The sequence below is a fragment of the Flagellimonas alginilytica genome (assembly GCF_042134605.1).
In the GTDB taxonomy this organism is placed as follows: domain Bacteria; phylum Bacteroidota; class Bacteroidia; order Flavobacteriales; family Flavobacteriaceae; genus Flagellimonas; species Flagellimonas alginolytica.
This window is the reverse complement of sequence record NZ_CP169638.1, coordinates 1,963,514-1,990,092: the sequence shown is the minus strand read 5'-3', so window position 1 is coordinate 1,990,092 and position 26,579 is coordinate 1,963,514. Positions and strand designations below refer to the sequence as shown.

The 26,579-nt window shown below is 42.6% G+C and carries 22 protein-coding genes and 1 tRNA gene; 19 read left to right on the top strand and 4 right to left on the bottom strand.

Annotated elements, in window-relative coordinates:
- Positions 1-2: 2 nt before the first annotated feature.
- From hutG to ABTP35_RS08695, 5 genes are all read left to right on the top strand, one after another.
- Positions 3-974 (top strand): formimidoylglutamase, encoded by a 972-nt coding sequence (gene hutG / locus ABTP35_RS08715; RefSeq protein WP_293296999.1) that lies wholly within the window; start codon positions 3-5, stop codon positions 972-974.
- Between the two features lie 296 nt (positions 975-1,270).
- The gene (gene dinB, locus ABTP35_RS08710) at positions 1,271-2,485 is read left to right on the top strand and encodes a DNA polymerase IV (protein WP_293297001.1); all 1,215 of its coding nucleotides are present in this window, start codon (positions 1,271-1,273) and stop codon (positions 2,483-2,485) included.
- Positions 2,486-2,538: 53 nt separating this feature from the next.
- Positions 2,539-5,538: a DNA polymerase III subunit alpha gene (locus ABTP35_RS08705; protein WP_293297003.1), complete on the top strand. Its 3,000-nt coding sequence runs from the start codon at positions 2,539-2,541 to the stop codon at positions 5,536-5,538.
- Positions 5,522-5,947, top strand: a complete 426-nt coding sequence (locus tag ABTP35_RS08700) for a DUF7009 family protein (protein ID WP_293297005.1) — start codon at positions 5,522-5,524, stop codon at positions 5,945-5,947. The genes ABTP35_RS08705 and ABTP35_RS08700 overlap by 17 nt, the downstream gene beginning before the upstream one ends.
- 5 nt (positions 5,948-5,952) lie before the next feature.
- A complete protein-coding gene (locus tag ABTP35_RS08695; protein WP_293297007.1) occupies positions 5,953-8,253 on the top strand; it encodes an FdhF/YdeP family oxidoreductase in 2,301 nt (766 codons plus the stop codon).
- A gap of 9 nt (positions 8,254-8,262) precedes the next feature.
- Here the strand turns inward: ABTP35_RS08695 and ABTP35_RS08690 are convergent, their stop codons facing one another.
- Both ABTP35_RS08690 and ABTP35_RS08685 read right to left on the bottom strand, forming a co-directional pair.
- Positions 8,263-9,441, bottom strand: coding sequence for an acyl-CoA dehydrogenase family protein (locus ABTP35_RS08690; protein WP_293297009.1), 1,179 nt, complete (start codon positions 9,439-9,441; stop codon positions 8,263-8,265).
- A 44-nt stretch (positions 9,442-9,485) separates the two neighbouring features.
- A complete protein-coding gene (locus ABTP35_RS08685) occupies positions 9,486-10,196 on the bottom strand; it encodes a methyltransferase (RefSeq protein WP_293297011.1) in 711 nt (236 codons plus the stop codon).
- A 192-nt stretch (positions 10,197-10,388) separates the two neighbouring features.
- On the opposite strand from ABTP35_RS08685, the gene ABTP35_RS08680 reads away from it, so the two are divergent.
- Complete coding sequence (locus ABTP35_RS08680) at positions 10,389-10,961, top strand: outer membrane beta-barrel protein (RefSeq protein WP_293297013.1); 573 nt, start codon at positions 10,389-10,391, stop codon at positions 10,959-10,961.
- Positions 10,962-11,025: 64 nt separating this feature from the next.
- Here the strand turns inward: ABTP35_RS08680 and rimM are convergent, their stop codons facing one another.
- Positions 11,026-11,553: a ribosome maturation factor RimM gene (gene rimM / locus ABTP35_RS08675; RefSeq protein ID WP_293297015.1), complete on the bottom strand. Its 528-nt coding sequence runs from the start codon at positions 11,551-11,553 to the stop codon at positions 11,026-11,028.
- A gap of 12 nt (positions 11,554-11,565) precedes the next feature.
- Entirely contained in the window at positions 11,566-12,132 is a 567-nt protein-coding gene (locus tag ABTP35_RS08670) for a 30S ribosomal protein S16 (protein WP_224835601.1), read from the bottom strand.
- 262 nt (positions 12,133-12,394) lie between these two features.
- Here ABTP35_RS08670 and ABTP35_RS08665 point away from each other — a divergent pair, with 262 nt between their 5' ends.
- The 13 genes from ABTP35_RS08665 (at position 12,395) to ABTP35_RS08605 (ending at position 26,302) form a co-directional block, all read left to right on the top strand.
- Positions 12,395-12,850 carry a PA2169 family four-helix-bundle protein gene (locus ABTP35_RS08665; RefSeq protein WP_224835602.1) on the top strand — a complete coding sequence of 152 codons (456 nt, stop codon included), beginning with the start codon at positions 12,395-12,397 and terminating at the stop codon, positions 12,848-12,850.
- Between the two features lie 145 nt (positions 12,851-12,995).
- Positions 12,996-17,381 (top strand): DNA polymerase III subunit alpha, encoded by a 4,386-nt coding sequence (gene dnaE, locus ABTP35_RS08660; RefSeq protein ID WP_293297018.1) that lies wholly within the window; start codon positions 12,996-12,998, stop codon positions 17,379-17,381.
- A 101-nt stretch (positions 17,382-17,482) separates the two neighbouring features.
- Positions 17,483-17,800, top strand: coding sequence for a thioredoxin (trxA, locus tag ABTP35_RS08655; protein ID WP_100817082.1), 318 nt, complete (start codon positions 17,483-17,485; stop codon positions 17,798-17,800).
- Positions 17,801-17,882: 82 nt separating this feature from the next.
- Positions 17,883-18,812 carry a DUF58 domain-containing protein gene (locus ABTP35_RS08650; RefSeq protein ID WP_293297026.1) on the top strand — a complete coding sequence of 310 codons (930 nt, stop codon included), beginning with the start codon at positions 17,883-17,885 and terminating at the stop codon, positions 18,810-18,812.
- Positions 18,813-18,938: 126 nt separating this feature from the next.
- Positions 18,939-19,012, top strand: a tRNA-Asp gene (locus tag ABTP35_RS08645).
- 414 nt (positions 19,013-19,426) lie between these two features.
- A complete protein-coding gene (locus tag ABTP35_RS08640) occupies positions 19,427-19,870 on the top strand; it encodes a GNAT family N-acetyltransferase (protein ID WP_252078827.1) in 444 nt (147 codons plus the stop codon).
- Between the two features lie 8 nt (positions 19,871-19,878).
- On the top strand, positions 19,879-20,076 hold the full coding sequence (rpsU, locus tag ABTP35_RS08635; protein WP_224835634.1) for a 30S ribosomal protein S21: 198 nt from the start codon (positions 19,879-19,881) through the stop codon (positions 20,074-20,076).
- A 30-nt stretch (positions 20,077-20,106) separates the two neighbouring features.
- Positions 20,107-20,298, top strand: coding sequence for a hypothetical protein (locus ABTP35_RS08630; protein ID WP_224835635.1), 192 nt, complete (start codon positions 20,107-20,109; stop codon positions 20,296-20,298).
- Positions 20,299-20,337: 39 nt separating this feature from the next.
- The gene (gene proC / locus ABTP35_RS08625) at positions 20,338-21,144 is read left to right on the top strand and encodes a pyrroline-5-carboxylate reductase (RefSeq protein WP_252078826.1); all 807 of its coding nucleotides are present in this window, start codon (positions 20,338-20,340) and stop codon (positions 21,142-21,144) included.
- Between the two features lie 3 nt (positions 21,145-21,147).
- Positions 21,148-21,918 (top strand): glutamate 5-kinase, encoded by a 771-nt coding sequence (proB, locus tag ABTP35_RS08620; RefSeq protein WP_224835637.1) that lies wholly within the window; start codon positions 21,148-21,150, stop codon positions 21,916-21,918.
- Between the two features lie 5 nt (positions 21,919-21,923).
- On the top strand, positions 21,924-23,123 hold the full coding sequence (locus ABTP35_RS08615; protein WP_293297250.1) for a glutamate-5-semialdehyde dehydrogenase: 1,200 nt from the start codon (positions 21,924-21,926) through the stop codon (positions 23,121-23,123).
- Positions 23,124-23,306: 183 nt separating this feature from the next.
- A complete protein-coding gene (locus tag ABTP35_RS08610) occupies positions 23,307-23,633 on the top strand; it encodes a YegP family protein (RefSeq protein ID WP_224835639.1) in 327 nt (108 codons plus the stop codon).
- Positions 23,634-24,139: 506 nt separating this feature from the next.
- On the top strand, positions 24,140-26,302 hold the full coding sequence (locus tag ABTP35_RS08605; RefSeq protein ID WP_293297253.1) for a DUF5723 family protein: 2,163 nt from the start codon (positions 24,140-24,142) through the stop codon (positions 26,300-26,302).
- Positions 26,303-26,579: the final 277 nt, after the last annotated feature.

Genomic DNA, 26,579 nt, shown 5'->3' with positions numbered 1-26,579 from the left:
TGATGAAACACTACGAACCCCCGAAAAAAGACCTCTGGACCGGTCGCATCTCCAATAAATGGCTGTACCTCCACGAAAAGGTACACTGCACACCTTTGGAAGAAATTGCCGAGGCCCAAAAAAAATCCATTGCGCTTTTGGGCTACGCCTGTGATGAAGGGGTACGCCGAAACCAAGGGCGAGTTGGCACAGTGAATGGTCCGGACACTATTAAAAGTAGTTTTGGAAAAATGCCCAATCACTTGGGTAGCCATGTGCTTTTGCACGATGTGGGTTCCATTACCTGTGATGAAGGGGATATGGAGTCTGCCCAAATGAAGCTGACCGAAGCGGTTAGCCTGCTTTTGGAGAAAAAACAGTTTCCGATTGTTTTGGGTGGCGGACACGATATGGCCTATGGCCATTATAATGGCATCAAAAAATATTTAGATGCAAAAAAAGAAGGACAGACCATCGGCATTATCAATTTTGATGCACATTTTGATTTGCGAAAGAATACGGAGCAGAGCAATTCCGGCACTCCGTTTTATCAGATAGCCAAGGACTGTGAGAAAGAAGGCATCGATTTTAATTACCTCTGTCTCGGTATCCGAAAAGATGCCAACGATAGAAACCTGTTCCAAACGGCTAGGGACCTTGATGTCATCTATGTGATGAACGATACCTTCCAAATTCCCTTACTGGAGGAAATCACAACCTGGATCAATGCCTTTGCCAAAAATGTGGACCACATTTATGTGACCATCGACTTGGATGGTTTTTCCTCGGCCTACGCGCCCGGAGTCAGTGCAGCTTCGCCCATGGGCTTTAATCCATACATAGTTTTGGAGTGTTTAAAAACCATTATCGGTTCTGGCAAATTGATCAGTTTGGATATTGCCGAGATGAACCCCAAGTACGATATTGATGGGCAAACGGCTAAATTGGCCGCTTCTTTGGTGCACCATGTGGCGCACGCTGTTTCTGGAAGTTGATATAGCTCCAAACTGGCATTCAGAGCCTTTCGATTCCGCTCGACCTGACAACTCTAATGATTCTACATTCAAGTATAAACAAAAAAAGCCTTCCAAAAGGAAAGCCTTTCATTGGCGAGCATCGGTTTTGATGCTTCAACCTGATTCCAATCATCACGACTGGAATCCAACACAACGTGACAAAGATATGATGATTTTTCGGAAAAAATAATAGCATGTATTGTTGATATTTATTTTTTGGATTATTTCCATTTTATAGGATTATTTCCATAATTTAGCTTTCCTTCAACTGAACAATGGAAAAGACGATTTTGCATCTAGACTTGGATACATTTTATGTATCCGTGGAGCGCATCATCAACACAGAGCTTAAGAACAAGCCCTTGTTGGTGGGCGGCACCAGCGACCGCGGTGTAGTAGCTGCTTGTAGCTATGAGACCCGTGGATTTGGAATCCATTCGGGCATGCCCATGAAAATGGCCAAGGAACTTTGTCCCGAAGCCGTGGTCATCCGTGGCAATGCGGGCACCTACAGCAAATATTCGGATGTGGTCACGGAGATTATCAAAGAACATGTACCTGTTTTCGAAAAATCGAGCATTGATGAGTTTTACGCCGATCTATCGGGCATGGACCGTTTTTTTGGCTGCTACAAATATGCCACGGAAATGCGGCAGAAAATCATTCGGGAAACGGGACTGCCCATTTCGTTCGGGCTATCAGTGAACAAAGTCGTTTCCAAAGTAGCGACCAACGAAGCCAAACCCAACAATCAGCTTAAAATAGATTTTGGCCTTGAAAAACCTTTTTTGGCTCCACTTTCCATCAAAAAAATTCCGATGGTAGGCGATAAAACCTATCAAACCCTTCGAAATTTGGGCATACGGCAAGTAAAAACCGTTCAAGATATGCCCATGGATATTATGCAACGGGTACTGGGTGCCAACGGTAGACTTATTTGGAAACGGGCCAATGGGATAGACAATACCCCCGTAATTCCGTTCCACGACAGAAAATCCATCTCCAACGAAAGGACCTTTGATAAGGACACCATCGATGTCATTAAACTTAGGGGCATTTTGATTGCCATGACCGAAAACTTGGCCTATCAACTACGTCGAGGCGATAAGTTGACGGCCTGCGTTGCCGTAAAAATCCGGTATTCCGATTTCAACACCTACTCCAAACAATCTCGTATTCCGTACACGAGCGCCGACCACACCCTTATCCCAAAAATATTGGAGCTGTTCGACTCACTGTACAACAAACGGATGTTGGTCCGTCTCATTGGAATTCGATTCAGCCATTTGGTATCGGGCAACTACCAGATCAACCTTTTCGAAGATACCGAGGAGACCTTGAACCTTTACCAGGCTATGGACCATGTCCGTAACAGGTTTGGAAGTAGAAGTGTACTACGCGCCTCTGCCATGGGAGCAAAGACCATTGGAAGTATGCACAACCCTTTTAATGGTGAGCCCCCAGTGGTTTTGGCACACCGAAAACAATGAGCAATTTCCAATAAACAATTGGCAATTGTTAACTGATAACTGAACATTGAAGATTGTACCTCAACTGCCACACATATTATAGTTTACGGTTCGGGACGTTCTCGGAGGTGGAACTCTTGCAATTGGCGCAACAGAACCACGTAACTCAATTGGTGCTTACCGACATCAACAATACCTCGGCGGGCTTGAATTTTGTTCGAAAAGCACCAGAATTTGGCGTGAAACCGATTTTGGGGATTGATTTTAGGAATGGAACCGAACCCTGCTTTATCGGTATTGCCCAAAACAACGAGGGGTATCTGGAACTGAACGATTTTTTGTCCAATCATCTTTATGATGGTTCCAAGATTCCAGATCGTGCGCCTGCTTTTGAGAATGTATTTGTGGTCTATCCATTTGAACAGGTATTGCTCAACGAACTGGACCATCTCCAAGATCACGAGTTCATCGGAATTTCCATTAAAGATCTGCGCAGGCTTCCGTTTTCGAAATTGGCTTCCCTGACCAAAAAATTGGTGGTACAGCAGCCTGTCACCTTTCGGAACAAACAGGATTTCAACGCTCACAGATTGCTAAGGGCCATCGACAATAATCTACTATTGAGCAAACTTCCAAAGGAAGAAGAGGCCAGCGAAGAAGAAAAAATGTATCCCGTCCAAAATCTGGCCGCTGCGTTTTCAGAATTCCCTTTTATTTTGGAAAACACGGAAAAACTGCTCAACAAGTGCAGCATCCATTTTGACTTTTCCAAGGACAGAAAACCTCAAAACCTCAAAACCTATTTGGGAAGCATTGAAGAAGATGAACAACTCTTGGACCAACTCTGCGCCGAGGGACTCCCCTATCGGTATGAAGAAGTGAACGATTCCATCAAAAACCGATTGAACAAGGAATTGGAACTCATCAAAAAAATGGGTTTCGTTTCCTACTTTTTGATCAATTGGGATATTGTTTCCGAAGCAAGACGAAGAGGTTTCTTTTATGTAGGCCGTGGCAGTGGTGCGAATAGTATTGTGGCCTACCTCCTTCGCATCACCGACGTGGACCCTATGGAGCTTGATTTATATTTTGAGCGTTTCATTAACCTCTATCGAGCCAATCCTCCCGATTTTGACATTGATTTTTCGTGGAAGGATCGCCCTGCCATGACCGAATACATCTTCGAGCGCTTTGAACACGTGGCTCTGCTCGGTACTTATGTCACTTTTAAGGAGCGGGGCGTAATTCGGGAATTAGGCAAAGTGTTCGGACTTCCACCACAGGAAATTGATTTTTTACTGGCGGGAAGATATGATTTCGACCAACTGGACCATGTATCAAAACTCGTACTGAAATATGGCAGCTTGCTCAAGGGCAAACCCAATTATTTGAGCATTCACGCAGGGGGGATTTTGATCAGCGACAAACCTTTGCATTGGTTTTCGGCTACTCATTTACCGCCAAAGGGATTTCCCACTACCCAATACGATATGGTCATTGCCGAGGATGTGGGACTCTACAAATTTGACATCCTTGGTCAGCGGGGACTGGGCAAAATCAAGGAAGCACTGGAAATCGTCGCCTACAACCAACCTGAAAAATATGACAGAATAGATATCCACAACATCAAAGGGTTTAAAAAAGACCCTGTCATCAACAACTTGATCAAGACCGCGCAATGCATGGGCTGTTTTTATGTGGAATCGCCCGCCATGCGGATGTTGTTGAAAAAACTACAGGTCGATAATTATCTGGGATTGGTCGCCGCCAGTTCCATTATCCGTCCCGGTGTGGCCAAAAGCGGTATGATGCGGGAATATATTTTACGCCATCGGAATAAAGGACGAACCGAGGAAAAGGCACATCCCGTGATGTTGGAAATTATGCCCGACACCTACGGGGTAATGGTCTACCAAGAAGATGTGATCAAAGTGGCCCATCATTTTGCCGGTCTGGACCTTGGCGAAGCCGATGTACTCCGAAGGGGTATGAGCGGTAAGTTCCGCTCGCGGGAAGAGTTCCAAAAAGTACAGGACAAGTTTATTTCCAATTGCAGGAAAAAGGGCTACGCGGAATCCCTCATCTCAGAAATCTGGAACCAAGTGGCCAGTTTTGCAGGCTATGCTTTTGCCAAAGGGCACTCTGCCTCCTATGCCGTGGAGAGCTATCAAAGTTTGTTTTTGAGGGCCTATTTTCCTTTGGAATATATGGTGGCCGTGCTCAATAATGGAGGCGGGTTCTACCGTTCGGAATTCTACGTGCACGATGCCCGAATGATGGGTGCGACCATTCATCCGCCCTGCGTGAACAAAAGTATGATCGTCAACCGCATTTACGGCAAGCACATTTACTTGGGAATGATGTACCTCCGCGACCTGGAGAGCAGGGTCATGGAACGCATCCTAAAAGAGCGGATGCTCCACGGAAGTTTTTCCTCTTTGGAAGATTTCTTGGACCGAGTATTTATCAGCATGGAGCAACTTTCCATTTTGATCCGTATTGATGCGTTTCGTTTTACGGGGATCAACAAGCACGAACTGCTCTGGAAAGCCCACTTGATGCTCTCCAAGAACGACCGATTGGAACACCCGAAGCTTTTTCCGCCAAGACATCAAAAATTTCAGATGCCCCAGCTCAACACCACAACATTGGAAACTGCTTTTGAACAATGGGAACTTTTGGGCTTCTGTCTTTGCAGTCCTTTTGAATTGTTGGAGGAGCCTCCCAAAAACACGAACGGACAAAAAGACTTGGAACGGTACCTCAACAAGTACATCGATATTTATGGGTATCTGGTCACGGTAAAAAACACCTCCACCCATCATGGCAAGCGCATGCACTTTGCCACTTTGGTAGACCAGCACGGCGAAGTGTTCGACACGGTGCTCTTCCCCCCCGTGGCAGCCAAGTACTATTTTAGGGGAAAGGGCATTTACCGATTTTATGGCAAAGTGGTGGAAGAATTTGGTTTCCTGAGCATTGAGGTCATCAAAATGAAAAAAGAAAACTACGTACAGGACCCTAGATATGCCGATATGAGAATGAGCAAAAAATTATTTGATTCGAAGAAGTGAACGGAATGCCGTAACTTACCAAGACGAATTGAATGTGCACATGAAAATTAGGATCAAAGGGAATTCCATACGATTTAGATTGACCCAAAGTGAGGTAAAACAACTCTCCGAAACAGGTTCCATCGCGGAAACAACCGAATTGGTAGACAATGTTTTTCAGTATCAAGTCAAGCTGATGCCAGAAGCAAATGAACTACTGGCATCCTATACTAATCACACCATAATGTTGATGGTTCCAGAAACTGATGGAAAAAATTGGTTCCACAACCATACCGTAGGTTTTGAACACGAAATGGAGCTTCCGAACGGGAAAAAATTATATCTGCTATTGGAAAAAGACTTTACTTGCCTTGAGAATCGGGCAGAAGACCAGTCGGACAATTATCCCAATCCAAAATTGCAATACTGACCATAATGGAGAACAAAACAAAACGGAACATTTCCCTTACCGGAGACATTATGTTTACTGGGCTTCGCCTTAAGGAACCCATGGAGACCTCAGCTGGACTTCTGGGCGTAAAAGAAGCCCTACGGCACGGTTTTAAGGAAATGGGGATAGTGCGATCGATGCGCAGTTTGCTAGAAATGAACCAAGAGGACGGCTTTCGCTGCCCTAGCTGTGCCTGGCCCGTTCCCGAAAATCCATCAAAAATTGCGGAATATTGTGAAAATGGGGCAAAAGCTCTGGCCGATGAAGCCACCCGGGAACATATCGGCGCCGACTTTTTTGCGGAACATTCCATAGAGAAACTTTCCCGACTCAGCGATTTTGAACTCAACAAATTAGGACGCATCGTAGAACCGATGGTACTAAGACCAAACAGTGTCCATTACGAGGCCATTTCTTGGCAAGATGCTTTTGAATTGATTTCGGAGCAACTCCATCGACTCAAGGACCCAAACGAGGCGATTTTTTATACCTCCGGTAGATCTAGCAATGAGGCTGCCTACCTCTATGGCATGTTTGCCAGAGCTTTTGGCACCAACAACATGCCCGATTGCTCCAATATGTGCCATGAATCATCGGGCGTGGCACTTTCTGAGACCTTGGGCATTGGCAAAGGCTCGGTAAAACTGGATGACCTTTATGGTGCAGAGGTGATTTTAGTTGTAGGGCAAAATCCCGGGACCAATCACCCGAGAATGCTATCCGCTTTGGAAAAATGCAAAAAGAATGGTGGCAAGGTCATCAGCATCAACCCCTTGGCCGAAACAGGATTGGTCAACTTTAAAAATCCCCAAAGTGTTTCCGACATGTTGGGCAACGGACAGCCCATTGCCGACATTCACTTACCTGTCAAAATTAATGAGGATGTTGCCCTGGCCAAATTGATCCTAAAAAAACTGGTAGCGCTGGACGCCAAAAACCACAATGTTCTTGACCATGAATTTATTGTGGAATACGTGGATGGATATGATGAACTGATAAAAGATTTGGATTGCTATGATGTTGAGAGCCTTCAACAAAGGACCGGGGTATATATGCACAAAATTGACAAGGTGGTGGAGCTGTTGGCCGAAAACTCCAAAATCGTCATCTGTTGGGCCATGGGAATCACCCAGCATAAAAATGCAGTGGACTGCATCAAGGAATACGTGAATATTTTGCTGCTCAAAGGAGCCGTGGGCAAACCCTTTGCAGGCACTTGTCCGGTTAGAGGGCACAGCAATGTGCAAGGGGACCGCTCCGTGGGCATCATGCACTACGTTAACAAGAGGCTGAACAAAAAAATTCAAGAACACCTCAACTTTGATCCTCCCACCGAAAAAGGGTATGATACCGTGGAGGCCATCGAGGCAATGCACAAAAAAAAGGCGAAGGTATTTGTTTGTTTGGGCGGTAATTTTGTGATGGCGGCTTCGGATACCAAATACACGGCAGAGGCTATTCAAAATTGTGAGTTGACCGTACAAATTAGCACCAAACTTAACCGAAGCCATTTGATAACCGGCAAAACTGCATTGGTATTGCCCACATTTGGTCGTTCTGAAAAAGATGAGAAAAACGGTGAGCTCCAATTTTTGACCATGGAAAGCAGCACGGGCAAAGTAAGGCAGAGCAAAGGGCTACTGAAACCTGCTTCGGAGCATATCAAAAGTGAGCCAGAGATTATTGCGCTCTTGGCACACACCTATTTTAGAGGCAATCACTCCATGAACTGGTATGAATTAGGTCAGGATTACAATCTCATCCGAAAATTGATCGATAAAACCGTGAAAGGGTTCCAGAATACCAGTGAGCAATCTAAAGGGTTTGGATACTACTTGCCCAACAATGTCCGTAACCGAGATTTCAGGATGCTCCCGAATGGCATGGCGCAATTATCGATTACCCCCTTGCCAGACCACGAGTTGCAAGCAAATGAATTATTATTGATGACCATTCGTTCACACGACCAATTCAACACTACGATTTATGGGTTGAACGACCGATACCGTGGCATCCACAACGAACGCCGAGTGGTTTTTATGAATGAAGAGGATATGACCGAAAAGGGGTTGACACAATTGGATGTGGTCAATCTGCACAGCCATTATGATGGTATCCAACGTACCGCAGAGAAATTCTTGGTAGTGACCTATAACATTCCCAAAGGGAACATGGCCGCCTATTTTCCTGAGACCAATATGTTGGTGCCCCACAACCACTTTGCGGACAAAAGTCAGACCCCCATCAGCAAATCGATAAGGGTTACGGTAGAAAAAATTTTGTGATTTACTCCTCTATTTGAACGCTTGGATTCCCGTAATATCTGCACCAGTGATCAATAGGTGAATGTCATGTGTACCTTCATAAGTAATCACACTTTCCAAATTCATCATGTGGCGCATAATACTGTATTCCCCGGTTATACCCATGCCGCCCAGCATTTGTCTTGCTTCCCGGGCTATTTTAATGGCCATTTCCACATTGTTCCGCTTGGCCATCGAAATTTGTGCGGTGGTCGCCTTGCCTTCATTCTTTAATTGTCCCAAACGAAAAGCCAACAATTGAGCCTTTGTGATTTCTGTAATCATTTCGGCCAATTTCTTTTGTTGCAGCTGGAATGCGGCAATGGGTTTTCCAAATTGCAACCGCTCTTTGGCATAGCGCAAGGCCGTATCGTAACAATCCATAGCTGCCCCGATGGCTCCCCATGCAATTCCATATCTGGCCGAGTCCAAACAACCTAGGGGCGCTCCCAAACCATTTTTGCCCGGTAAGAGATTTTCTTTGGGCACTTTTACATTATCAAAAATAAGCTCTCCGGTGGCAGATGCCCTCAGTGACCATTTATTATGTGTTTCCGGAGTGGAAAACCCTTCCATTCCGCGTTCCACAATAAGTCCGTGAATCCTGCCCTCTTCATTTTTGGCCCAAACTACGGCCACATCGGCGAATGGTGAGTTGGAAATCCACAGTTTTGCCCCGTTCAGTACATAATGGTCGTCAGCGTCCTTAAACTTGGTTTCCATTCCCCCAGGATTGGAACCATGGTTGGGTTCGGTAAGACCAAAACAGCCCATCCACTCCCCTGTTGCCAATTTAGGCAAATATTTTTTTCGTTGTTCCTCAGTACCGTAGGCGAATATGGGAAACATAACCAATGAGGATTGCACGGAAGCTGTGGAACGAACGCCACTATCACCACGCTCAATCTCTTGCATGATCAATCCGTAGCTGATCTGATCTAATCCGGCTCCTCCATATTCTTCTGGGATATATGGCCCAAATGCTCCTATTTCGGCCAATCCACCAATGATCTGTTCTGGAAATTCCGCTTTTTGGGCATATTCTTCAATAATGGGCGATATGTCTCGCTTTACCCATTGGCGAGCAGCATCGCGAACCAATTTATGTTCTTCAGAAAGTAAATCGTCGAGATTGTAGTAATCTGGGGCTTCAAATAAATCAGGCTTCATTCGGATTAAATTTTAAGTAAATATAACATTTCATTCGCTTATTGTTACATTTTTAAATAAAATGCTTTGGTCAATGCGATGTATTCTTCTGTGTATTGATGTCTTCCATTTTCTATGACCAAAGTATATATTTTTGGTTCATTATTATTGTGTGAGAATTCCATCAAACTTCTTTTATTATCAACATTCGGATTTCCTTTAACTCTTGTGATTCGGTTCGGGTACAAACCAACATTCTTGGCCATTTCCATAAAAGCCGCCTCTTCCTTAAAAGGAATTATTACTGCAAAAACCCCCTTGTTGGATAGCATTTTTGAGGCTCCAGCAACCAATTCATCAAACGGCAATGAGCTATTTTGCCTCGCTTGGTCACGCGAGACATTACCACTATCCATTTTCTCGGAATAAAAAGGGGGATTAGAGACAATAAGATCATATTGGTCGTCCATCTCGTCTACAAATTCATCAAATCCGGCATGGTAACAAAACAATCTGTCCGCCCAAGGTGAAGCTTCAAAATTATCGACACATTCCTCATAGGCAGCATCATCCAACTCAATGGCATCTATGACTTCAGCCATGGATCGCTGTGCCAATTGCAATGCTATTAAGCCAGTACCGGCACCTATATCCAAAATAGCATTGGGTTCATGATCAAGGCTTGCCCAAGCACCTAGTAAAACTCCATCCGTCCCCACTTTCATAGCAGATTGATCTTGATGGATCGTAAATTCTTTGAATTTGAAAGGCTTCATTGGTCCAAATATAGGTTAAAGTACTGTACCCTATTTACAACCGTCAATTCAAAAGCACCATTTATTAATTCATAAAGGGCATTCGTGAATTGTTGATGCTTTATAACACTAGGATATGCTTATTTCGTCTCCAATTTTTTGGGGAGAGACCCCATTATTAAAATCATTACCAAATTATTTAAACTTTTGATTATGAAAAAAATCTTTTATGCTTTGCTACTTATGTTAGCTGTTGGGCAAGTAGCCCAAGCACAAGAACAAGGCAAATTCCGTGTAGGGCTTGACCTAGGTTATACCATGCCCGATGGTGGGGGCGGCGTTCTCATCGCAGTGGAGCCAAAATACAATATTGCCGACAACATGAATATTGGAATACGCTTTGAATCTGCCGCCATGGCAAAAAATGTAGGCGAAACTGAAGCTGATTTAACTGCAAGTGGAACCTATTCTGGTACATTTGACTACTATTTTAATTCTGGAAGCTCTTCTTTTGCTCCATTTCTAGGTGGTGGTGTTGGATACAGTACTCTAGGCAACTTAAGTTCAAGTGTCGACACAGAACTAGTTGAAGGTTCGGTAGAACTTGAGGTTGACGGAAAATTTGGTGGTCTTATCAGAGCTGGTTTTGAAGCTGGCAAATTTAGATTAGCTGCAACTTATAATCTTATTGGTAAGACTGACTTAGGTGAGGGTGCGGAAATTAAAAACTCATACTTAGGCATATCCCTTGGTTTCTACCTAGGTGGTGGCAAGTGGAAAAAATAAAATTTCGTCTAGTTTTTTTATTGCGAAGAAGGAGGCTGTTTCGGTCTCCTTTTTTTATGACAACCTATCCTAAATACAAATCCACTAGACCTTCGGGCGTTTTTACATGAATAGTTTTGTTTTCACGGTCTATTTTAGTGATAATATCATCGCTTACCGGAATCAATAATTCCTTGTCCCCTTTTTTTACTTCGAACAAATCTTGGGAAGCACTATCGTTAACGGATTCCACAACACCTATATCTCCATGCAACTCATCCATAACCGTAAACCCGATAACCTCGTGATAATAAAATTTATTGCCCGTAAGTGGTGGCAACATGGTAAGTGGCAAGTATAGTTCCGACCCAATAAGTTTATCTGCCGTAGGTTCATCCTTCACCTCTTCAAAATCGATACGGAGCAAATTGGATTTATGCAATCGGCATCTATCAATAAAAAATGGAACCAGATTGTTTCCCAATGAAACAAGTACTGATTCCATGTTTTCGTAAATATCGGGCTCATCGGTGTCCAGTTTGACCAACACCTCACCTTTAAAACTATATTTTGAAACGACTTTGCCCAGATAGAAGCAATCTTCCTTGCGCATCGTCTTACGTTTCTATTCTTCTTTGGCAGCTTCTTCCGAGGTGGCTTCTTCAGCTGGAGCTTCAGCAGCAGTTTCTTCTGTTGCAGCTTCGGCGGTTTCCTCCGCAGCCTCTTCCACTACTTCCTCTTCCTCTGGCATTGCAGCGGCAACTCTCTTCTCGTTCACTTCTTTTTCGGCTTCCAATGCTTTTGCTCTAGCTTCTGCTTCGGCTTTGCTCAAACCATCTTTCTTGGCCTGGATCTTTTGTTCTTTCTCTTCCAACCAAGCTTTGAATTTCTCCTCTGCTTGCTCTTCGGTCATTGCTCCTTTACGAACACCCACTGCTAAGTGGTGCTTCATCATCACACCTTTATAAGAAAGAATAGCTCTAGCTGTGTCCGTTGGCTGCGCACCGTTCTGCAACCATTTTACAGAACCATCGATATCAAGATCAATAGTGGCTGGATTGGTATTTGGGTTGTAGGTGCCCAATTTTTCCAAAAATTTACCATCTCTCTTCGCTCTTACATCAGCAGCGACCACCCAATAAAATGGTTTACCTTTTTTACCGTGTCTCTGAAGTCTAATTTTAACTGGCATATCACATTAATTTGTAGGGTGCCCGACCCTGATTATTAATTCTTTTTAATCGCTTATCGGTTAAGCGGGTGCAAATATACACTTATTTGTTTATAGCGCAGCGTTTAAAACAAAAAAGTTAATCCTTTTAACAACTGGGCCCTAACCCGTTAAATATATTATAAACCATTGTAAACATTTGCCATTCTGCACTTAAACCTTATCTTAAATGTGGATGTCATCGAAAATCGATGGCCATAAACAGACAAAATGAAAAAAGATTATGAAGTACACCGTAGAAATGTCGAACAAATTAAACGAACTTTTGGAAAGAACCTATGATGCTGAAAAAGGATTCAAAAAAGCAGCTGAAAAAGTAGACCATACGACCATCAAACAATTTTTTATGGATCGCGCCAAACAGCGATATAATTTTGGCCAAGAGCTAAAGGCCGAAATCGAGGCCTTTGGACAAAATCCCGACAAAGGGGGAAGCACCAAAGGTACCTTGCACCGATCTTGGATCGATTTTAAATTACTCTTTGCCTCGAACAATGAAGAGGCAATGCTGGAAGAAGTGCACAGGGGCGAAAAAGAAGCAATCGAGACGTACAACGATATTCTGCACGATAAAGAATTTGTATTACCACCTTCCACGGAAAGCCTATTAATGAAACACCGAAATGCCATAAGGGAAACCTTGGAGACAGCGAACTTATTCGAAACAGCAGTATCATAATTCCAAAAGTCACTTGATACAAGCAGAAAAAGCTGGGATTTTTTCCTGGCTTTTTTTTAGTTGATAACTCCTCACAACTCTTTTTCACCAAATCTATCTTCTTCCGTAATTTTATCCATCCTTTTTTGACCGAGACAGATAGCCTATGTATTTGATTTTTGATACGGAAACCACTGGTTTGCCCAAACGCTGGGATGCCCCGATTACCGATACCGACAACTGGCCAAGGTGTGTTCAGATTGCATGGCAATTGCACGACGAGCTAGGTAATTTGATAGAACATCAAGACTTTTTGATAAAACCGGAAGGATTCAACATCCCTTACGAATCGGAACAGATTCACGGTATCTCCACTGCCTTGGCAGAAGAAAAAGGAGTTCCTCTTAGCGAGGTTTTGGAAGCTTTCAACAATGCATTGGAGCAAACCAAATTTGTGGTAGGTCAAAATGTAGGGTTCGACGTCAATATTATGGGATGCGAATTCCATCGCGAGGGCGTCGAAAGCCCTCTCACCGAACTGCTCGTACTGGACACTTGTACAGAACACACTGCCGAACTTTGTAAAATTCCCGGAGGACGTGGTGGAAAGTTTAAATTGCCCACGCTTACCGAACTGCACGAATTTTTGTTCGGTGAACCTTTTGCCGAAGCACATAATGCAACGGCGGATGTGGAAGCCACCACACGCTGCTTCTTGGAATTGGTCCGGAAAAAACAGTATTCCTATCAAGAACTGGATGTTCAGCCCGATTATTTTGAACGATTTTCCCAGTCCAATCCCCAGGAAATAGAGCTCATAGGGTTAAAGCACCTCAATCTCAAGGCCGAATCAAAAAAAATTGCGGATGCCCTCTGGGAAAAGGACACTAGCGGGGTTTCGGACGAGGAGATACAAGAGAATGTGGAGAATTTGGAAGATGAACCCTTTGTACATCTCCACAACCATTCCCAGTTTTCAGTGCTTCAATCCACCATCAACATCAAAGATTTGGTCAAGGCCACAGCAAAAAACGGTATGCCCGCCGTTGCTTTGACAGACCATGCCAACATGATGGGAGCCTTTCACTTTGTGAAAGAAGTAATGGGACATAATAAGGCGGCAAAGGCAAAAAACGAAGAACTCATCGCCAAGGGCGAACAACCCACCGAAAAAGAGATTACCCCAATAGTAGGCTGTGAATTTTTTGTATGCGACGATCATACCAATAAAAATGTGAAGGATTACGGACATCAGATAGTACTCCTGGCCAAAAACAAAAAAGGCTACCACAATCTGGCAAAAATGTCTTCTATCGCCTATACCGACGGCTTTTATTATGTACCTAGAATCGATAAAAAAGTAATCGAGCAATACAAGGAAGATATTATCGCCCTTACCGGTAACCTATATGGGGAAGTACCCAACAAAATATTGAACGTAGGCGAAAAACAGGCCGAAGAAGCCTTGTTATGGTGGAAAGACCTGTTTGGAGATGATTTTTATATCGAAATCATGCGCCACGGACAGGAAGACGAAGACCGTGTCAATCAAGTTTTGGTGCGTATGGCCAAAGACCACAACGTAAAACTGGTGGCCACCAACAATACCTACTATTGCGATAAAAAGGATGCCGAGGCACACGATATTTTACTCTGTGTAAAGGACGGTGAAAAACAATCCACACCTATTGGCAGGGGTCGGGGTTATCGATATGGACTTCCCAACCAAGAGTACTATTTTAAGTCTTCGGACGAAATGAAGGAACTCTTTAAGGATTTGCCCGAAGCTATTTTGAACATCAAGGAAATTGTGGACAAAATAGAGCCCTACGATCTTGCCAGCGATATCCTGCTTCCAAAATTTGATATTCCAGAAGATTTTAAGGACCCAGAAGACGAGGTTGACGGCGGTAATCGAGGAGAAAATGCCTACTTAAGACATATTACCTACAAAGGGGCCGAAAAGCGATATGGCGAAATAACCGAAGAAATCAGGGAACGGATAGACTTTGAGTTGGAAATTATTAAAAACTCAGGGTACCCCGGATACTTTTTGATAGTGGAAGACTTTATCCGTGAAGCAAGGAACATGGATGTTTCCGTAGGACCAGGTCGTGGTTCCGCCGCTGGTTCGGTGGTGGCCTATTGCCTTACCATTACCAACATAGACCCCATGAAGTACGACCTGCTTTTTGAGCGGTTCCTAAATCCGGACAGGGTGTCCATGCCCGATATCGATATTGATTTTGATGATGAAGGACGTGGTCGGGTAATGGACTATGTGATCAATAAGTATGGAGCCAATCAGGTTGCACAGATCATCACGTACGGAACCATGGCTGCAAAATCATCCATTCGAGATACTGCAAGGGTATTGGACCTTCCATTGAGTGAAGCTGACCGAATTGCCAAGTTGATTCCCAACATGTCCAAACTCAACAAAATATTTGGAGTGGACGAAGCCGACTTAAAAAAGAAATTCCGTTCGGATGAGCTGGAAAAGGTCCATGAACTACTCAATATTGCCGAAACCGACGATTTAGAGGGACAGACCGTAAAAATGGCCCGAGTGTTAGAGGGTTCTCTTCGAAATACGGGCATTCATGCTTGTGGGGTGATCATTACACCGGACGATATTACCAACTTTGTTCCCGTATCCGTTGCCAAGGATTCCGATCTGTACGTAACCCAGTTCGACAACTCCGTAGTGGAAAGTGCAGGTCTGCTAAAAATGGATTTCTTGGGACTAAAAACCTTGACCCTGATCAAGGACACCGTCAAAATTGTAAAAGCGAGAACAGGGATAGATCTGGTACCCGATGATTTTCCATTGGATGATGAAAAAACATACGAGCTTTTCCAACGAGGAGATACGGTAGGGATATTCCAATACGAATCCCCTGGGATGCAAAAACACATGAAAAACCTAAAACCTACGGTTTTTGATGATTTGATAGCCATGAACGCCCTCTACCGACCGGGCCCCATGGAATACATCCCAAGCTTTATCGCCCGTAAACATGGAGACGAAGAAATCACCTATGACCTTCCCGACATGGAAGAATACCTTAAGGAGACCTACGGAATTACCGTATACCAAGAGCAGGTAATGCTGCTCTCACAAAAGCTGGCCGGTTTCTCCAAAGGTGATGCGGATGTACTCCGAAAGGCCATGGGCAAAAAGATTTTTGCCCTGCTGGAAAAACTAAAACCCCAGTTTTTGGACGGTGGCGAAAAAAATGGACATCCACGGGATGTTTTGGAAAAGATCTGGAAGGATTGGGAAGCCTTTGCCTCTTATGCCTTCAACAAAAGTCACTCCACTTGTTACGCCTACATAGCCTACCAAACGGCCTATTTAAAAGCCCACTATCCTGCCGAATATATGGCGGCCGTGCTGTCCAACAACATGAACGATATTAAGCAGGTCACCTTTTTTATGGAGGAGTGTAAACGAATGGGACTGGAAGTATTGGGCCCTGACGTTAACGAATCCTACTATAAATTTGCGGTCAACAAGGACAATGCCGTCCGCTTTGGCATGGGTGCCATAAAAGGAGTAGGGCGCTCTGCCGTAGAGACCATAGTGGAAAACCGGAAAGAAGGAGGGGCGTACAGATCAATTTTTGATATGGCCAAAAGGGTAGATCTAAGGGCTGCCAACAAAAAAGCGTTCGAAAACTTGGCGTTGGCAGGAGGCTTCGACTCTTTCGGCGACACCCACCGTGCACAGTATTTTCATGATGAGGGCGATGGCATCACGTTCTTGGAAAAAGCTGTCAAGTACGGTTCCAAATTTCAGGAGAATCAAAATTCGTCCCAAGTAAGCCTTTTTGGCGAAGCGAGCGATGTGCAGATTCCAGAGCCCATTGTTCCTCCTTGCGAAGAATGGGGAACCATGGAAAAACTGCGACGCGAGAAAGAAGTGGTCGGCATTTATATTTCCGGCCACCCGTTGGATGATTTTAAAAAAGAGATCAAAGCGTTCTGCAAGAACACGGTGAGCGATTTCTCCCGTTTGGACGAATATGTAAATCGAGAACTTACCGTTGCAGGTGTTATTACCGATGTCCAGCATAGGGTATCCAAAAATGGCAAAGGCTGGGGGCTTTTTACATTGGAAGATTATAATGAATCCTACGAACTACGGATTTTTGGAGAAGAATACTTAAAGTTCCGGCATTTTTTAATGATCAATTCCTTTGTACATGTTAGGGCCTTTGTTCGCGAAGGATGGGTGAACCGCGATACGGGCAAAAAAGGAGAGCCAAGGCTCCAGTTCAACGATTTTAAACAGCTTCAGGATGTAATGGATGCCTTTGCGAAAAAGTTGACCATCAAACTCAACATAGACCGCCTGCAAGAACAGCGCATAAAAACCTTGAAGGACACTTTAACCATGCATAAAGGCGACCATCCTATTAGTTTTGTGATTTACGAGATGCAAGAAGAAATCAAACTAAAACTATCGAGTCGAAAACAAAAGGTAAAGATCAACAGCGAATTACTTGCCGAACTGGAGGCGAACGAAATTCATTATAAATTGAACTAGGTATAATTAATGCCAATAGTGCAATAATTAAAACGAATGTACCAGATGTAAGTTACGTGGGCATTATTTGACTAACTTTGCATAATATTAAAATTAATAAGATGGCACTAGAAATAACAGATGCAACTTTTGACGAAGTAGTTTTGAAAAGTGACAAGCCTGTCCTAGTAGATTTTTGGGCAGCATGGTGCGGGCCTTGTAGAATGGTAGGTCCGATCATTGAAGAAGTTGGACAAGAATACGATGGCAAAGCTGTTGTGGGTAAGGTTGATGTTGATGCCAACCAACAATTTGCGGCCAAGTACGGTGTTCGTAATATCCCTACCGTTTTGGTATTTAAAGATGGTGAGGTAATCAACCGTCAAGTAGGGGTATCTCCTAAAAAAGTATACACGGATGCAATTGATGCAGCTTTGTAAAAAAACGTAGAAATACGGATTTTAAAAAAGGTTTGGCAAATGCCAAGCCTTTTTTATTTTATCTTGTCTTCAGAAATCAGTTATGGACCTACGATCGGAACTTAGCAAAGCAAAACTTTTCCAAAACCTTGAACTTTTGGCCAACCAGATTGTCGAGGGTTTTATCAGTGGCATTCATAAAAGTCCGTTCCATGGATTTTCTGCAGAGTTCGCGGAACACAAAATTTACAACCCAGGGCAAAGCACCAAACATATTGATTGGAAACTTTTCGCTCGCACGGACCGACTCTACACCAAACGATTTGAGGACGAGACCAACCTGCGCTGCCATATGATCTTGGACAATTCCGCCTCCATGTATTACCCCGAAGTGAAGGAATATTCCTTGGGAAACCTCAACAAAATTGGTTTTGGGGTGCTTTCCATTGCGGCTTTGATGCAAGTCTTAAAAAAACAACGGGATGCCGTTGGGCTAAGTATTTATTCTGATACGTATGATTTTTATGCTTCGGAAAAGAACAGTGAGCGTCATTTTCAGATGCTGTACTCTAAATTGAACGAAGTTGCTTCCCATAAAAAGGATACGAAGGAGACCAAAACCTATACGTTTCTGCATCAAATTGCCGAAAAAATCCATCGGAGAAGCTTAATTTTTCTGTTTACCGATATGTTCCAGACGGAAACCGAAGAGGAAAAACTGTTTGAAGCCCTGCGTCATCTTAAATACAACAAACATTCCGTGGTTCTTTTTCATCTGTTGGATAAAGAGCATGAGCTCAATTTTGATTTTGACAATGCACCCAAACGTTTTGTGGATGTAGAAACTGGCGAACAGATAGATTTGTATGCAGATTCCATTAAAAAGGCATATTCAGAAAAAGTGCTGCAATACCAGAAGGACCTGAAACTGAAATGCGCACAGTACCAAATCAAATATGTGGGGGTGGATGTTCGCTCGGACTTCTCCCAAGTCCTGAATTCCTTTATGATAGAGCGGCAGAAATTTGCTTGATCATTTTTTTAAAAAAATGTTTTGTCATATCCGAAATGAGAATGTATATTTGCACTCGCTTTAAAAAAGCAAATGAACAAGATTTGAATCCGACTGTTGTCGGAGTCTTGAAAAGATAAAATCATTGGTCTGGTAGTTCAGTTGGTTAGAATACCTGCCTGTCACGCAGGGGGTCGCGGGTTCGAGTCCCGTCCAGACCGCAAAAAGCTCCGATTTCTCGGAGCTTTTTTTGTTTTTATACTTTACCTTTCTTCACTAAGGCAACACTTCTTCTATCTTCAACTCCAACGTTTTCTTACCCCCAAACACTTCCCTATAAACGTTATAAAAATCATAAACCCCAGTATTATTGGGATTTAAGCTCTTGTTTGCTTACCTTTGTGCCGATGAAAGTTAAGCTCCACGAGAGAAAAAACTGCAGGATTCTAAGTTTTAACTATCTGGTATTCCGAAACCAGCCAGATAAGTTTATTCCTCCTACCCTATAATTACCCTCCCTGGTTCTGGGAGTTGCACCTCCAAAAAACGGACAGTTTGGTACCCTGCCAAGCAGTTCCGATCAATCCCTTTTTTGTCAATAAAAAACTTAATCCGATATCGTTCAAAATACTAGCATGGTAATCAAGACCTACGATGCATATACCAGGCTTTCCACCATGGAAGCCGACAGGTTTGCCAATTTTCTTTTCCATAATCAAGAAGGAAAAAAAGCGTCAAAAAATGCCATAAGAAAAGCAATACAATATTCTACCAAGGATATTCCCGGACTCGGAGGATATGTATTTGCCATGGAAGAAAAAGATAGGATACTGGCCTTGGCCGTAGTGAACAAAACAGGCATGGGCGATTACATACCCGAAAATTTTCTAGTTTTTTTTGTAGTACACAGGGAACACAGAAATATAGGAGTTGAACAAAGACTATTGGACTACACCCTACAGTATTGTAAAGGAGACGTAGCCATACATATAACCAGTGACAACCAATATCCAAACAAAAAATTTTTTGAAGAAAAAGGGTTCAGCGAAACCCATTTAGAAATGAGATTGAACAGATAAATCCATATATGTTAAAAATTGAAGTTAAGCCAGGTGAAAGTATTGAAAGGGCTCTAAAACGTTACAAAAGAAAATATCGAAACACAAAGCGTTTGGACCAGATACGAAGCCATCAAGAATACACTAAAAAATCAGTAGAGCGTCGCAAAACCCTAAAAAAGGCGCAATACAAGGAACAATTCCTGAACGAGCAGGAAGACCAATAACAATAAAATCATAGTATCAAGAACAACAAGATGAAACTTTCAAAAATCAAAAGGGAAACCAAGTATGAAAAACGATATAGCGTTAAAATGGGCGAACTCACCACCCAGGTAACCTATATTAAAAAATACATTATGGGGCTTCCTGTGCGCACTTTGCACAAGTACCGCGAAACTTACGACGGAAAAATTAAAGACTGCAAAGAGTGCAATGTATTGGCATAACAATTTCACAATCTATTATATAACCCTTTAAAACAAAAAATGAAAGTATTGGTTATTGGTGCAGGTAACATGGGACTTACCTACGCTACAGGTATGTCCAAATCCAAACTGTTGAAAAAACGCAACATTATGGTACTGGACAAATCAAAAGAAAAATTGGAAGAAGTGGACAAGATCGGCTACTTCGACGCGATTGATAAGATAGAAGATTGCGTACCACAGGCAGATGTTATCTTTTTGGCCGTAAAACCCTATCATGCCGAAGAACTATTCGGCCGTATGAAAAAATTGGTCAACCCCGAGCAATTGTTCATTTCCATTATGGCGGGCGTTACCATTAACTACATCCAAGAATCCTTGGGCATAAAAAAAGTAGTAAGGGCCATGCCCAACTTACCTGCCCAGGTAGGAAAAGGTCTAACCAGCTACGTATCCGCCGAAGAAGTATCCCGATTAGAGCTTTTTATGGTAGAAGGTTTACTGGACACCACAGGAAAATCGCTTCGGGTAAAAAACGAAAAATTCATCGATGCCTCCACCGGAATATCGGGAAGTGGGCCTGCTTATGTTTTCTACTTTATGCAAAGCATGATGGAGGCCGCACTCCAAATGGGATTCTCCGAAAATGTATCCAAAGTACTGGTAAGCCAAACTTTTACCGGTGCCGTGGAGTTGTTCAACCAAAACAACCTTAACCCGGACACTTGGATGGAAATGGTAGCCTCCAAAGGAGGAACTACCAGGGCTGCTCTAGATTCCATGGAAGACAACAATGTAAACGAATTAATCAAAGAAGCCGCCTTTGCAGCATTTGGAAGAGCTGTGGAACTAGGCGAAGAATACTAAATCATGTATAAACAATTAGTGGTCATTAAAGTAGGAACAAATGTGATGACCAACAAGGACAATAGAATAGTAAGGCCCGTGCTCAATAGTTTGGTGCAACAAATTGCTGAACTTTACGAACGGGATATCATGACCATTTTGGTCTCCTCTGGATCGGTGATTGCCGGAAAAGAAGTTTTGGGAAAAGCTAAGATAAAGGACAAAACCCAACGCAGACAAGTATATTCTGCCATTGGACAGCCCAGAATGATGAGACATTATTACAACATATTCAGCGATTATGGAATGAAATGTGCCCAGGTACTCCCGACCAAACGGGATTTTAACCCAGGCGTACACCGCGATAATATGATCAACTGCCTCGAAGGATTGCTATCCGAAGGAGTAATTCCGATCGCGAACGAGGATGATGCCGTCTCCGTATCCATGTCCATGTTCTCGGACAATGATGAGCTTGCAACCCTACTCGCACAATTAATGAAGGCCGATAAGCTTATTTTGATGACAGATATCGATGGCCTTTACGATGGGCACCCCGAAAAAGCGGAATCCAAAGTAATAGATAAGGTTGAGCCAAAAGAGGACTTGGGCAAGTACATCGAAGAAGGAAACAAGCAGGAGGGCGAAGGCCGCGGCGGAATGGGTTCAAAATTAAATTATGCCCAAAAGGCTGCCGCAGACAATATCCCATCCTACATAGTAAACGGAAAACGGGAAAACGTAATCCTGGACATTGTAGAAGGAAAGAACGTAGGAACAGAAGTTTCAAAATAACAACAATGAAATTATTAGATACAACACTAAAAAATAAAGTACTAAAAGACATGGAGCGAATCCTTGATGAAAATCGGGAAGAACTGCTCCAAGCAAATCAAAAAGATCTGGATGCGTTCAACCGCGACGATCAAGCTTTGTACGATCGTTTGGTTGTGGACCAAAAGAAAGTGGACCAGATGATCCAAGCCGTAAAGGAAGTACGTTTGCAAGAGGACCCGGTCAACCAAGAAATCTCTACAAGAGCATTGGACAACGGACTTAAAATAATTAACAGAACGGCTCCTTTTGGCACTATAATGATCATTTATGAGTCGCGACCCGATGTTACTATCGAAGCTGCCGTACTGGCTTTTAAGGCCAACAACAAAATATTGCTCAAAGGAGGAAAAGAAGCCTACCATAGCAATAAGGCCTTAGTTAAGTTTTGGCACCGGGCACTGACCCAGAACGGACTATCCGAGGATTACATCCAATTTTTGGAAATGGACAGGTCACAAACACAGGAGTTTCTCCGAAATCCGGACCAAGACTTGGATCTAATTGTTCCCCGTGGTGGCGAACGTTTGATCGCCTTTGTTAAAGAGCACGCCAAATGCGCAGTTCTGATAAGTGGTAGAGGGAACAATTTCCTTTATGTGCACAAAGATGCCGATTGGGACAAAAGCGTTAAAGTAATTCTAAACGCCAAGACCCATAAAATATCGGCATGCAATGCTCTCGATAAAATTTTGGTGGATACCCGGATAGATGGGTACAAGGAAAAACTTGAAGAGTTGAAAAAAGTTCTGGAGGCCAACAACGTATCCATAATTGTGGACAAAACGGTAAAGCAAATATTGACAGAGGTCGACACTATTACCGATGAATCGATTTGGCAAGAAGAATTCTTGGCCATGAAATGCATTATCGGCGCAGTGGATACCATTGATGATGCCATACACATGATAAACAAAAACTCGGGAGGGCACTCAGCCTCCATCATGACAGAGAACAATAGCGCTGCACAAATATTTATGGAGAACGTGGATTGTGCCGCCGTGTACCAAAATGCTTCTACCCGATTTACCGATGGCGGACAAATGGGTGTTGGTGCAGAACTTGCGATAAGCACCGATAAATTGCACCATCGTGGACCTTTGGGCCTAAAACAATTGGTGACCAACAAATACTATGTATTTGGGGATGGACAAATAAGGGTGTAACACATACATTGAGAATACTAAAAAAGGAGGCTAAAATAGCCTCCTTTTTTATGGAATCCACCAAAATATATTCCCAAAATATCCCTAAAAGCAACAATGGCTTATTTTATTATCAATTTTCACCTCTTTTATTGGTCATTTTTTAATAAAATATCTAGATTTATTACTTAAAACATATTAAGTATGGGAAAATTTGAGATCAAAACGGATAAAGCCGGTAAATTCAGGTTTAATTTAAAAGCTGGGAACGGCCAAGTAATTTTAAGCAGTCAAGGGTATTCATCCAAAGATGCTTGCGAAAATGGAATCGAGTCTGTAAAAAAACATTCACAGGACGATAAATATTTTGAAAGAAACAAAGCAAAGGATGGCAGTCCATTTTTTAACCTAAAAGCATCCAACGGACAGGTTATCGGCAATAGCGAAATGTATTCCAGCGACTCGGCCATGGAAAACGGAATTGCTTCTGTTAAAAAAAATGCCCCAGATGCATCTGTAGAGGAAGTTTAGTCTCCCGATACCGCTTTACAACATGAAGAACAGTCCAAATTAGGGCTGTTTTTTTATGTGGGTATTTTTAATATCAAATCAAAAGGGGCATTCATTGGTTCAAATAGGGCATTCATAAATCGGCCCCCTTTTATCCCATTTTTTGCCCTTATGTTTGTTCTGCAATAAAGCGTTAATCACAATTGAATAGCAAGATCAATTTTTAACGTATGCACATATAGCAATTCACTTTTGACGACTGTTGGTCATAAAAGTGTTTAGTTTAGTTGAGGTTTCCGTTACGCCAAGGAATTGAAAGATTCCTTGGTTGTAATGGTTTTTTTATTTATTGAAACCATACTAATACAGTAAGAATATTCTTCTTTTTTAAAACTCATATAAATCCAAATCCACCATCCATCAATTCAAAAGGCCCATTCGTTTATTACCCTATATCCCGTTTCGTTTTTTATAGTCTATTTGTGTTTTTCAGAGAAAAAACAACACCCATACAAATTTGAAAAATCATGAAAGCAAATGGAATTATTTCACTAAAATTATTGACCTCTCTATTGTTCATCCTCCTAGCTGAGATCATTACCGCTCAATCATATGTCGGGCTATTGGAGGACAACTACAATGGGGTCCACGGAGTTATCTCCAATCCAGCGAATATTGCGGATTCCAGATTAAAGTTGGATATCAACCTCGTTGGAGTTAGCGCACTTTACGGTAACGATTACATAGGATTTAATCTAAACGATGTATTTCGGAACTATAGTTCTGTATTTGATGATGCAGAAACATTTCCCTCTTTGGAGAACTTTTTGGCCTTCAATATCGATGTACTGGGGCCATCTGTGATGCTAAGTATAAACGAAAAAAGTTCACTTGCAATTTTTACAAGAGGGCGAGGCGTATTCAATCTTAATGATGCCAATGGAAATCTCTTGGAAAAGGAAGGGGGGTTTGATGAGAATGAAGATTTCAATTTAGTGGAAGGCGATATAATTGGCTCTTTTAGTGCATGGGGCGAAATAGGCGCTACTTATGCAAGAGCATTAAAAAATGATGGGGAACACTTTATCAAGGGTGGTGTCACAGGAAAATTGCTCCAGGGATTTGGAAACGTTTATATAGATGGAACAGGAATCACAGTTGACTATGATGCCAATACTCGTCAGGTTTCAACAGCTGGAGAATTCCACTTGGGAGACACAGGGCCAATAAATGATCAAGGAAACTCAGGAAACTCCTTGGATTTTTCCAATGGCTTTGGTCTTGGGGGCGATTTGGGTCTCATTTACGAATGGAGGCCAAACCATGCCGATTTTACTAAATTAAAAAATGATGGAAGTACCATTACAAACAGAGGGGTCAATAAATACAAAATAAAACTAGGCATCTCCATAACCGATATCGGAAAGATATTCGATGTAAAGGGTACTGACCGTTTTTATGATCTTGAAAGGACTCAGGATATCGACAATTTTGATGGCGATGTACTAGAAGAAGCCTTGTTGGACAATTTTAACCAGATTTCCAGTCAAACATCTGAAAGCTATACCCTGCCAACCGCACTACATACAAATTTTGATTGGAATTTGAACTCAAAATTATATATCAACCTAAATGCAGATGTATCCCTTACATCCAAAAACAAAAGAAATACTGGAAGCATTTTAAACCAGTACCGGGCAACTCCCAGATATGAAAGTAAATGGCTTGCCATATATTCCCCTATAAGTATTCTGAGCAATGTCGGCGTGCAATGGGGAGCTGGATTTAGATTGGGACCAATATATTTGGGGTCGGGTTCAATCCTGTCCTCATTGATTAGTGAAAACACCAAGGCTTTAGATTTATATGCAGGTGCAAAGATTCCAATATACCACAGCAGACTTAGGGACAAGGACAACGATGGCATCATAAACAAAGAAGACGACTGCCCAGAGGTAGCTGGACCTCTTGAAAATAGTGGATGCCCTTGGCCGGATACTGACCAAGATAGTATATTGGATAAAGATGATGATTGTCCTAATGAAGCAGGACCAGTTGAAAATAATGGATGTCCTTGGCCAGATACCGATGGAGACACAATCTTGGATAAGGACGATAATTGTCCGGAAATACCAGGATTGCCCCAATATAATGGATGCCCCGATTCCGATGGAGATGGCATCATAGACTCAGAGGACCGCTGTCCGGAAAACCCAGGCAAAATAGAAAACAACGGATGCCCAGATACCGATGGTGACACCTTGCCAGATATTGATGATGAATGTCCAGAAGTTGCAGGTCCAGTAAGCAATAATGGTTGTCCAGAGGTAACACAAGAAGTTCAAAAACAATTGAACGATTATGCTAAAACTATTTTGTTCGATACAGGGAAAGCCACCATTAAACCAGAATCAGTATCGGTAATGGTTGATATCATTCAAATCCTGAACGAATATCCAACCGCTAAATTTACCGTAGAAGGCCATACGGATAGTGTAGGAAGTAGCTCCAGTAACCAAAAACTATCTGAAGCACGGGCTAACGCTGTCAGGGATTTCTTGATAAATGAAGGGATACCCGGAAACAGGCTTACTTCCATAGGTTTTGGAGAAGAAAAACCTATTGCCACAAATGCGACCAAACTGGGAAGAAAACAAAACCGAAGAGTTGAAATTAATCTAATAAAATAACCATCTCTATGCATTTATAGTCTCGTTGGAACTTGGTTTGGTGTAACACCTAAGTTCTGTCCTCGAGATGGTTTAGCCGCCAAGAGTTTCTTGGCGGCTCTTTTTTATTAACTCCATAAAAAATATATAGGATATGTATCTATATTCCTACAAACAACTGCCCGGTTAAGGTTAAACCAATTTGCACTCGTTGATCCAACTCCGTCATTCGTCAATCCAAATGCACTATAGGTTAATTGCACCCCTCTAAGTTACTGAATACTAACTTATTTTATGT

Excerpts from the sequence above, each read along its gene's own strand:
- hutG (WP_293296999.1), top strand. The coding sequence starts at position 3 with ATGAAACACTACGAACCCCCGAAAAAAGACCTCTGGACCGGTCGCATC.
- dinB (WP_293297001.1), top strand. The coding sequence starts at position 1,271 with ATGGAAAAGACGATTTTGCATCTAGACTTGGATACATTTTATGTATCC.
- ABTP35_RS08695 (WP_293297007.1), top strand. The coding sequence starts at position 5,953 with ATGGAGAACAAAACAAAACGGAACATTTCCCTTACCGGAGACATTATG.
- ABTP35_RS08690 (WP_293297009.1), bottom strand. The coding sequence starts at position 9,441 with ATGAAGCCTGATTTATTTGAAGCCCCAGATTACTACAATCTCGACGAT.
- ABTP35_RS08685 (WP_293297011.1), bottom strand. The coding sequence starts at position 10,196 with ATGAAGCCTTTCAAATTCAAAGAATTTACGATCCATCAAGATCAATCT.
- ABTP35_RS08680 (WP_293297013.1), top strand. The coding sequence starts at position 10,389 with ATGAAAAAAATCTTTTATGCTTTGCTACTTATGTTAGCTGTTGGGCAA.
- rimM (WP_293297015.1), bottom strand. The coding sequence starts at position 11,553 with ATGCGCAAGGAAGATTGCTTCTATCTGGGCAAAGTCGTTTCAAAATAT.
- ABTP35_RS08670 (WP_224835601.1), bottom strand. The coding sequence starts at position 12,132 with ATGCCAGTTAAAATTAGACTTCAGAGACACGGTAAAAAAGGTAAACCA.
- ABTP35_RS08665 (WP_224835602.1), top strand. The coding sequence starts at position 12,395 with ATGAAGTACACCGTAGAAATGTCGAACAAATTAAACGAACTTTTGGAA.
- dnaE (WP_293297018.1), top strand. The coding sequence starts at position 12,996 with ATGTATTTGATTTTTGATACGGAAACCACTGGTTTGCCCAAACGCTGG.
- trxA (WP_100817082.1), top strand. The coding sequence starts at position 17,483 with ATGGCACTAGAAATAACAGATGCAACTTTTGACGAAGTAGTTTTGAAA.
- ABTP35_RS08650 (WP_293297026.1), top strand. The coding sequence starts at position 17,883 with ATGGACCTACGATCGGAACTTAGCAAAGCAAAACTTTTCCAAAACCTT.
- ABTP35_RS08640 (WP_252078827.1), top strand. The coding sequence starts at position 19,427 with ATGGTAATCAAGACCTACGATGCATATACCAGGCTTTCCACCATGGAA.
- rpsU (WP_224835634.1), top strand. The coding sequence starts at position 19,879 with ATGTTAAAAATTGAAGTTAAGCCAGGTGAAAGTATTGAAAGGGCTCTA.
- ABTP35_RS08630 (WP_224835635.1), top strand. The coding sequence starts at position 20,107 with ATGAAACTTTCAAAAATCAAAAGGGAAACCAAGTATGAAAAACGATAT.
- proC (WP_252078826.1), top strand. The coding sequence starts at position 20,338 with ATGAAAGTATTGGTTATTGGTGCAGGTAACATGGGACTTACCTACGCT.
- proB (WP_224835637.1), top strand. The coding sequence starts at position 21,148 with ATGTATAAACAATTAGTGGTCATTAAAGTAGGAACAAATGTGATGACC.
- ABTP35_RS08615 (WP_293297250.1), top strand. The coding sequence starts at position 21,924 with ATGAAATTATTAGATACAACACTAAAAAATAAAGTACTAAAAGACATG.
- ABTP35_RS08610 (WP_224835639.1), top strand. The coding sequence starts at position 23,307 with ATGGGAAAATTTGAGATCAAAACGGATAAAGCCGGTAAATTCAGGTTT.
- ABTP35_RS08605 (WP_293297253.1), top strand. The coding sequence starts at position 24,140 with ATGAAAGCAAATGGAATTATTTCACTAAAATTATTGACCTCTCTATTG.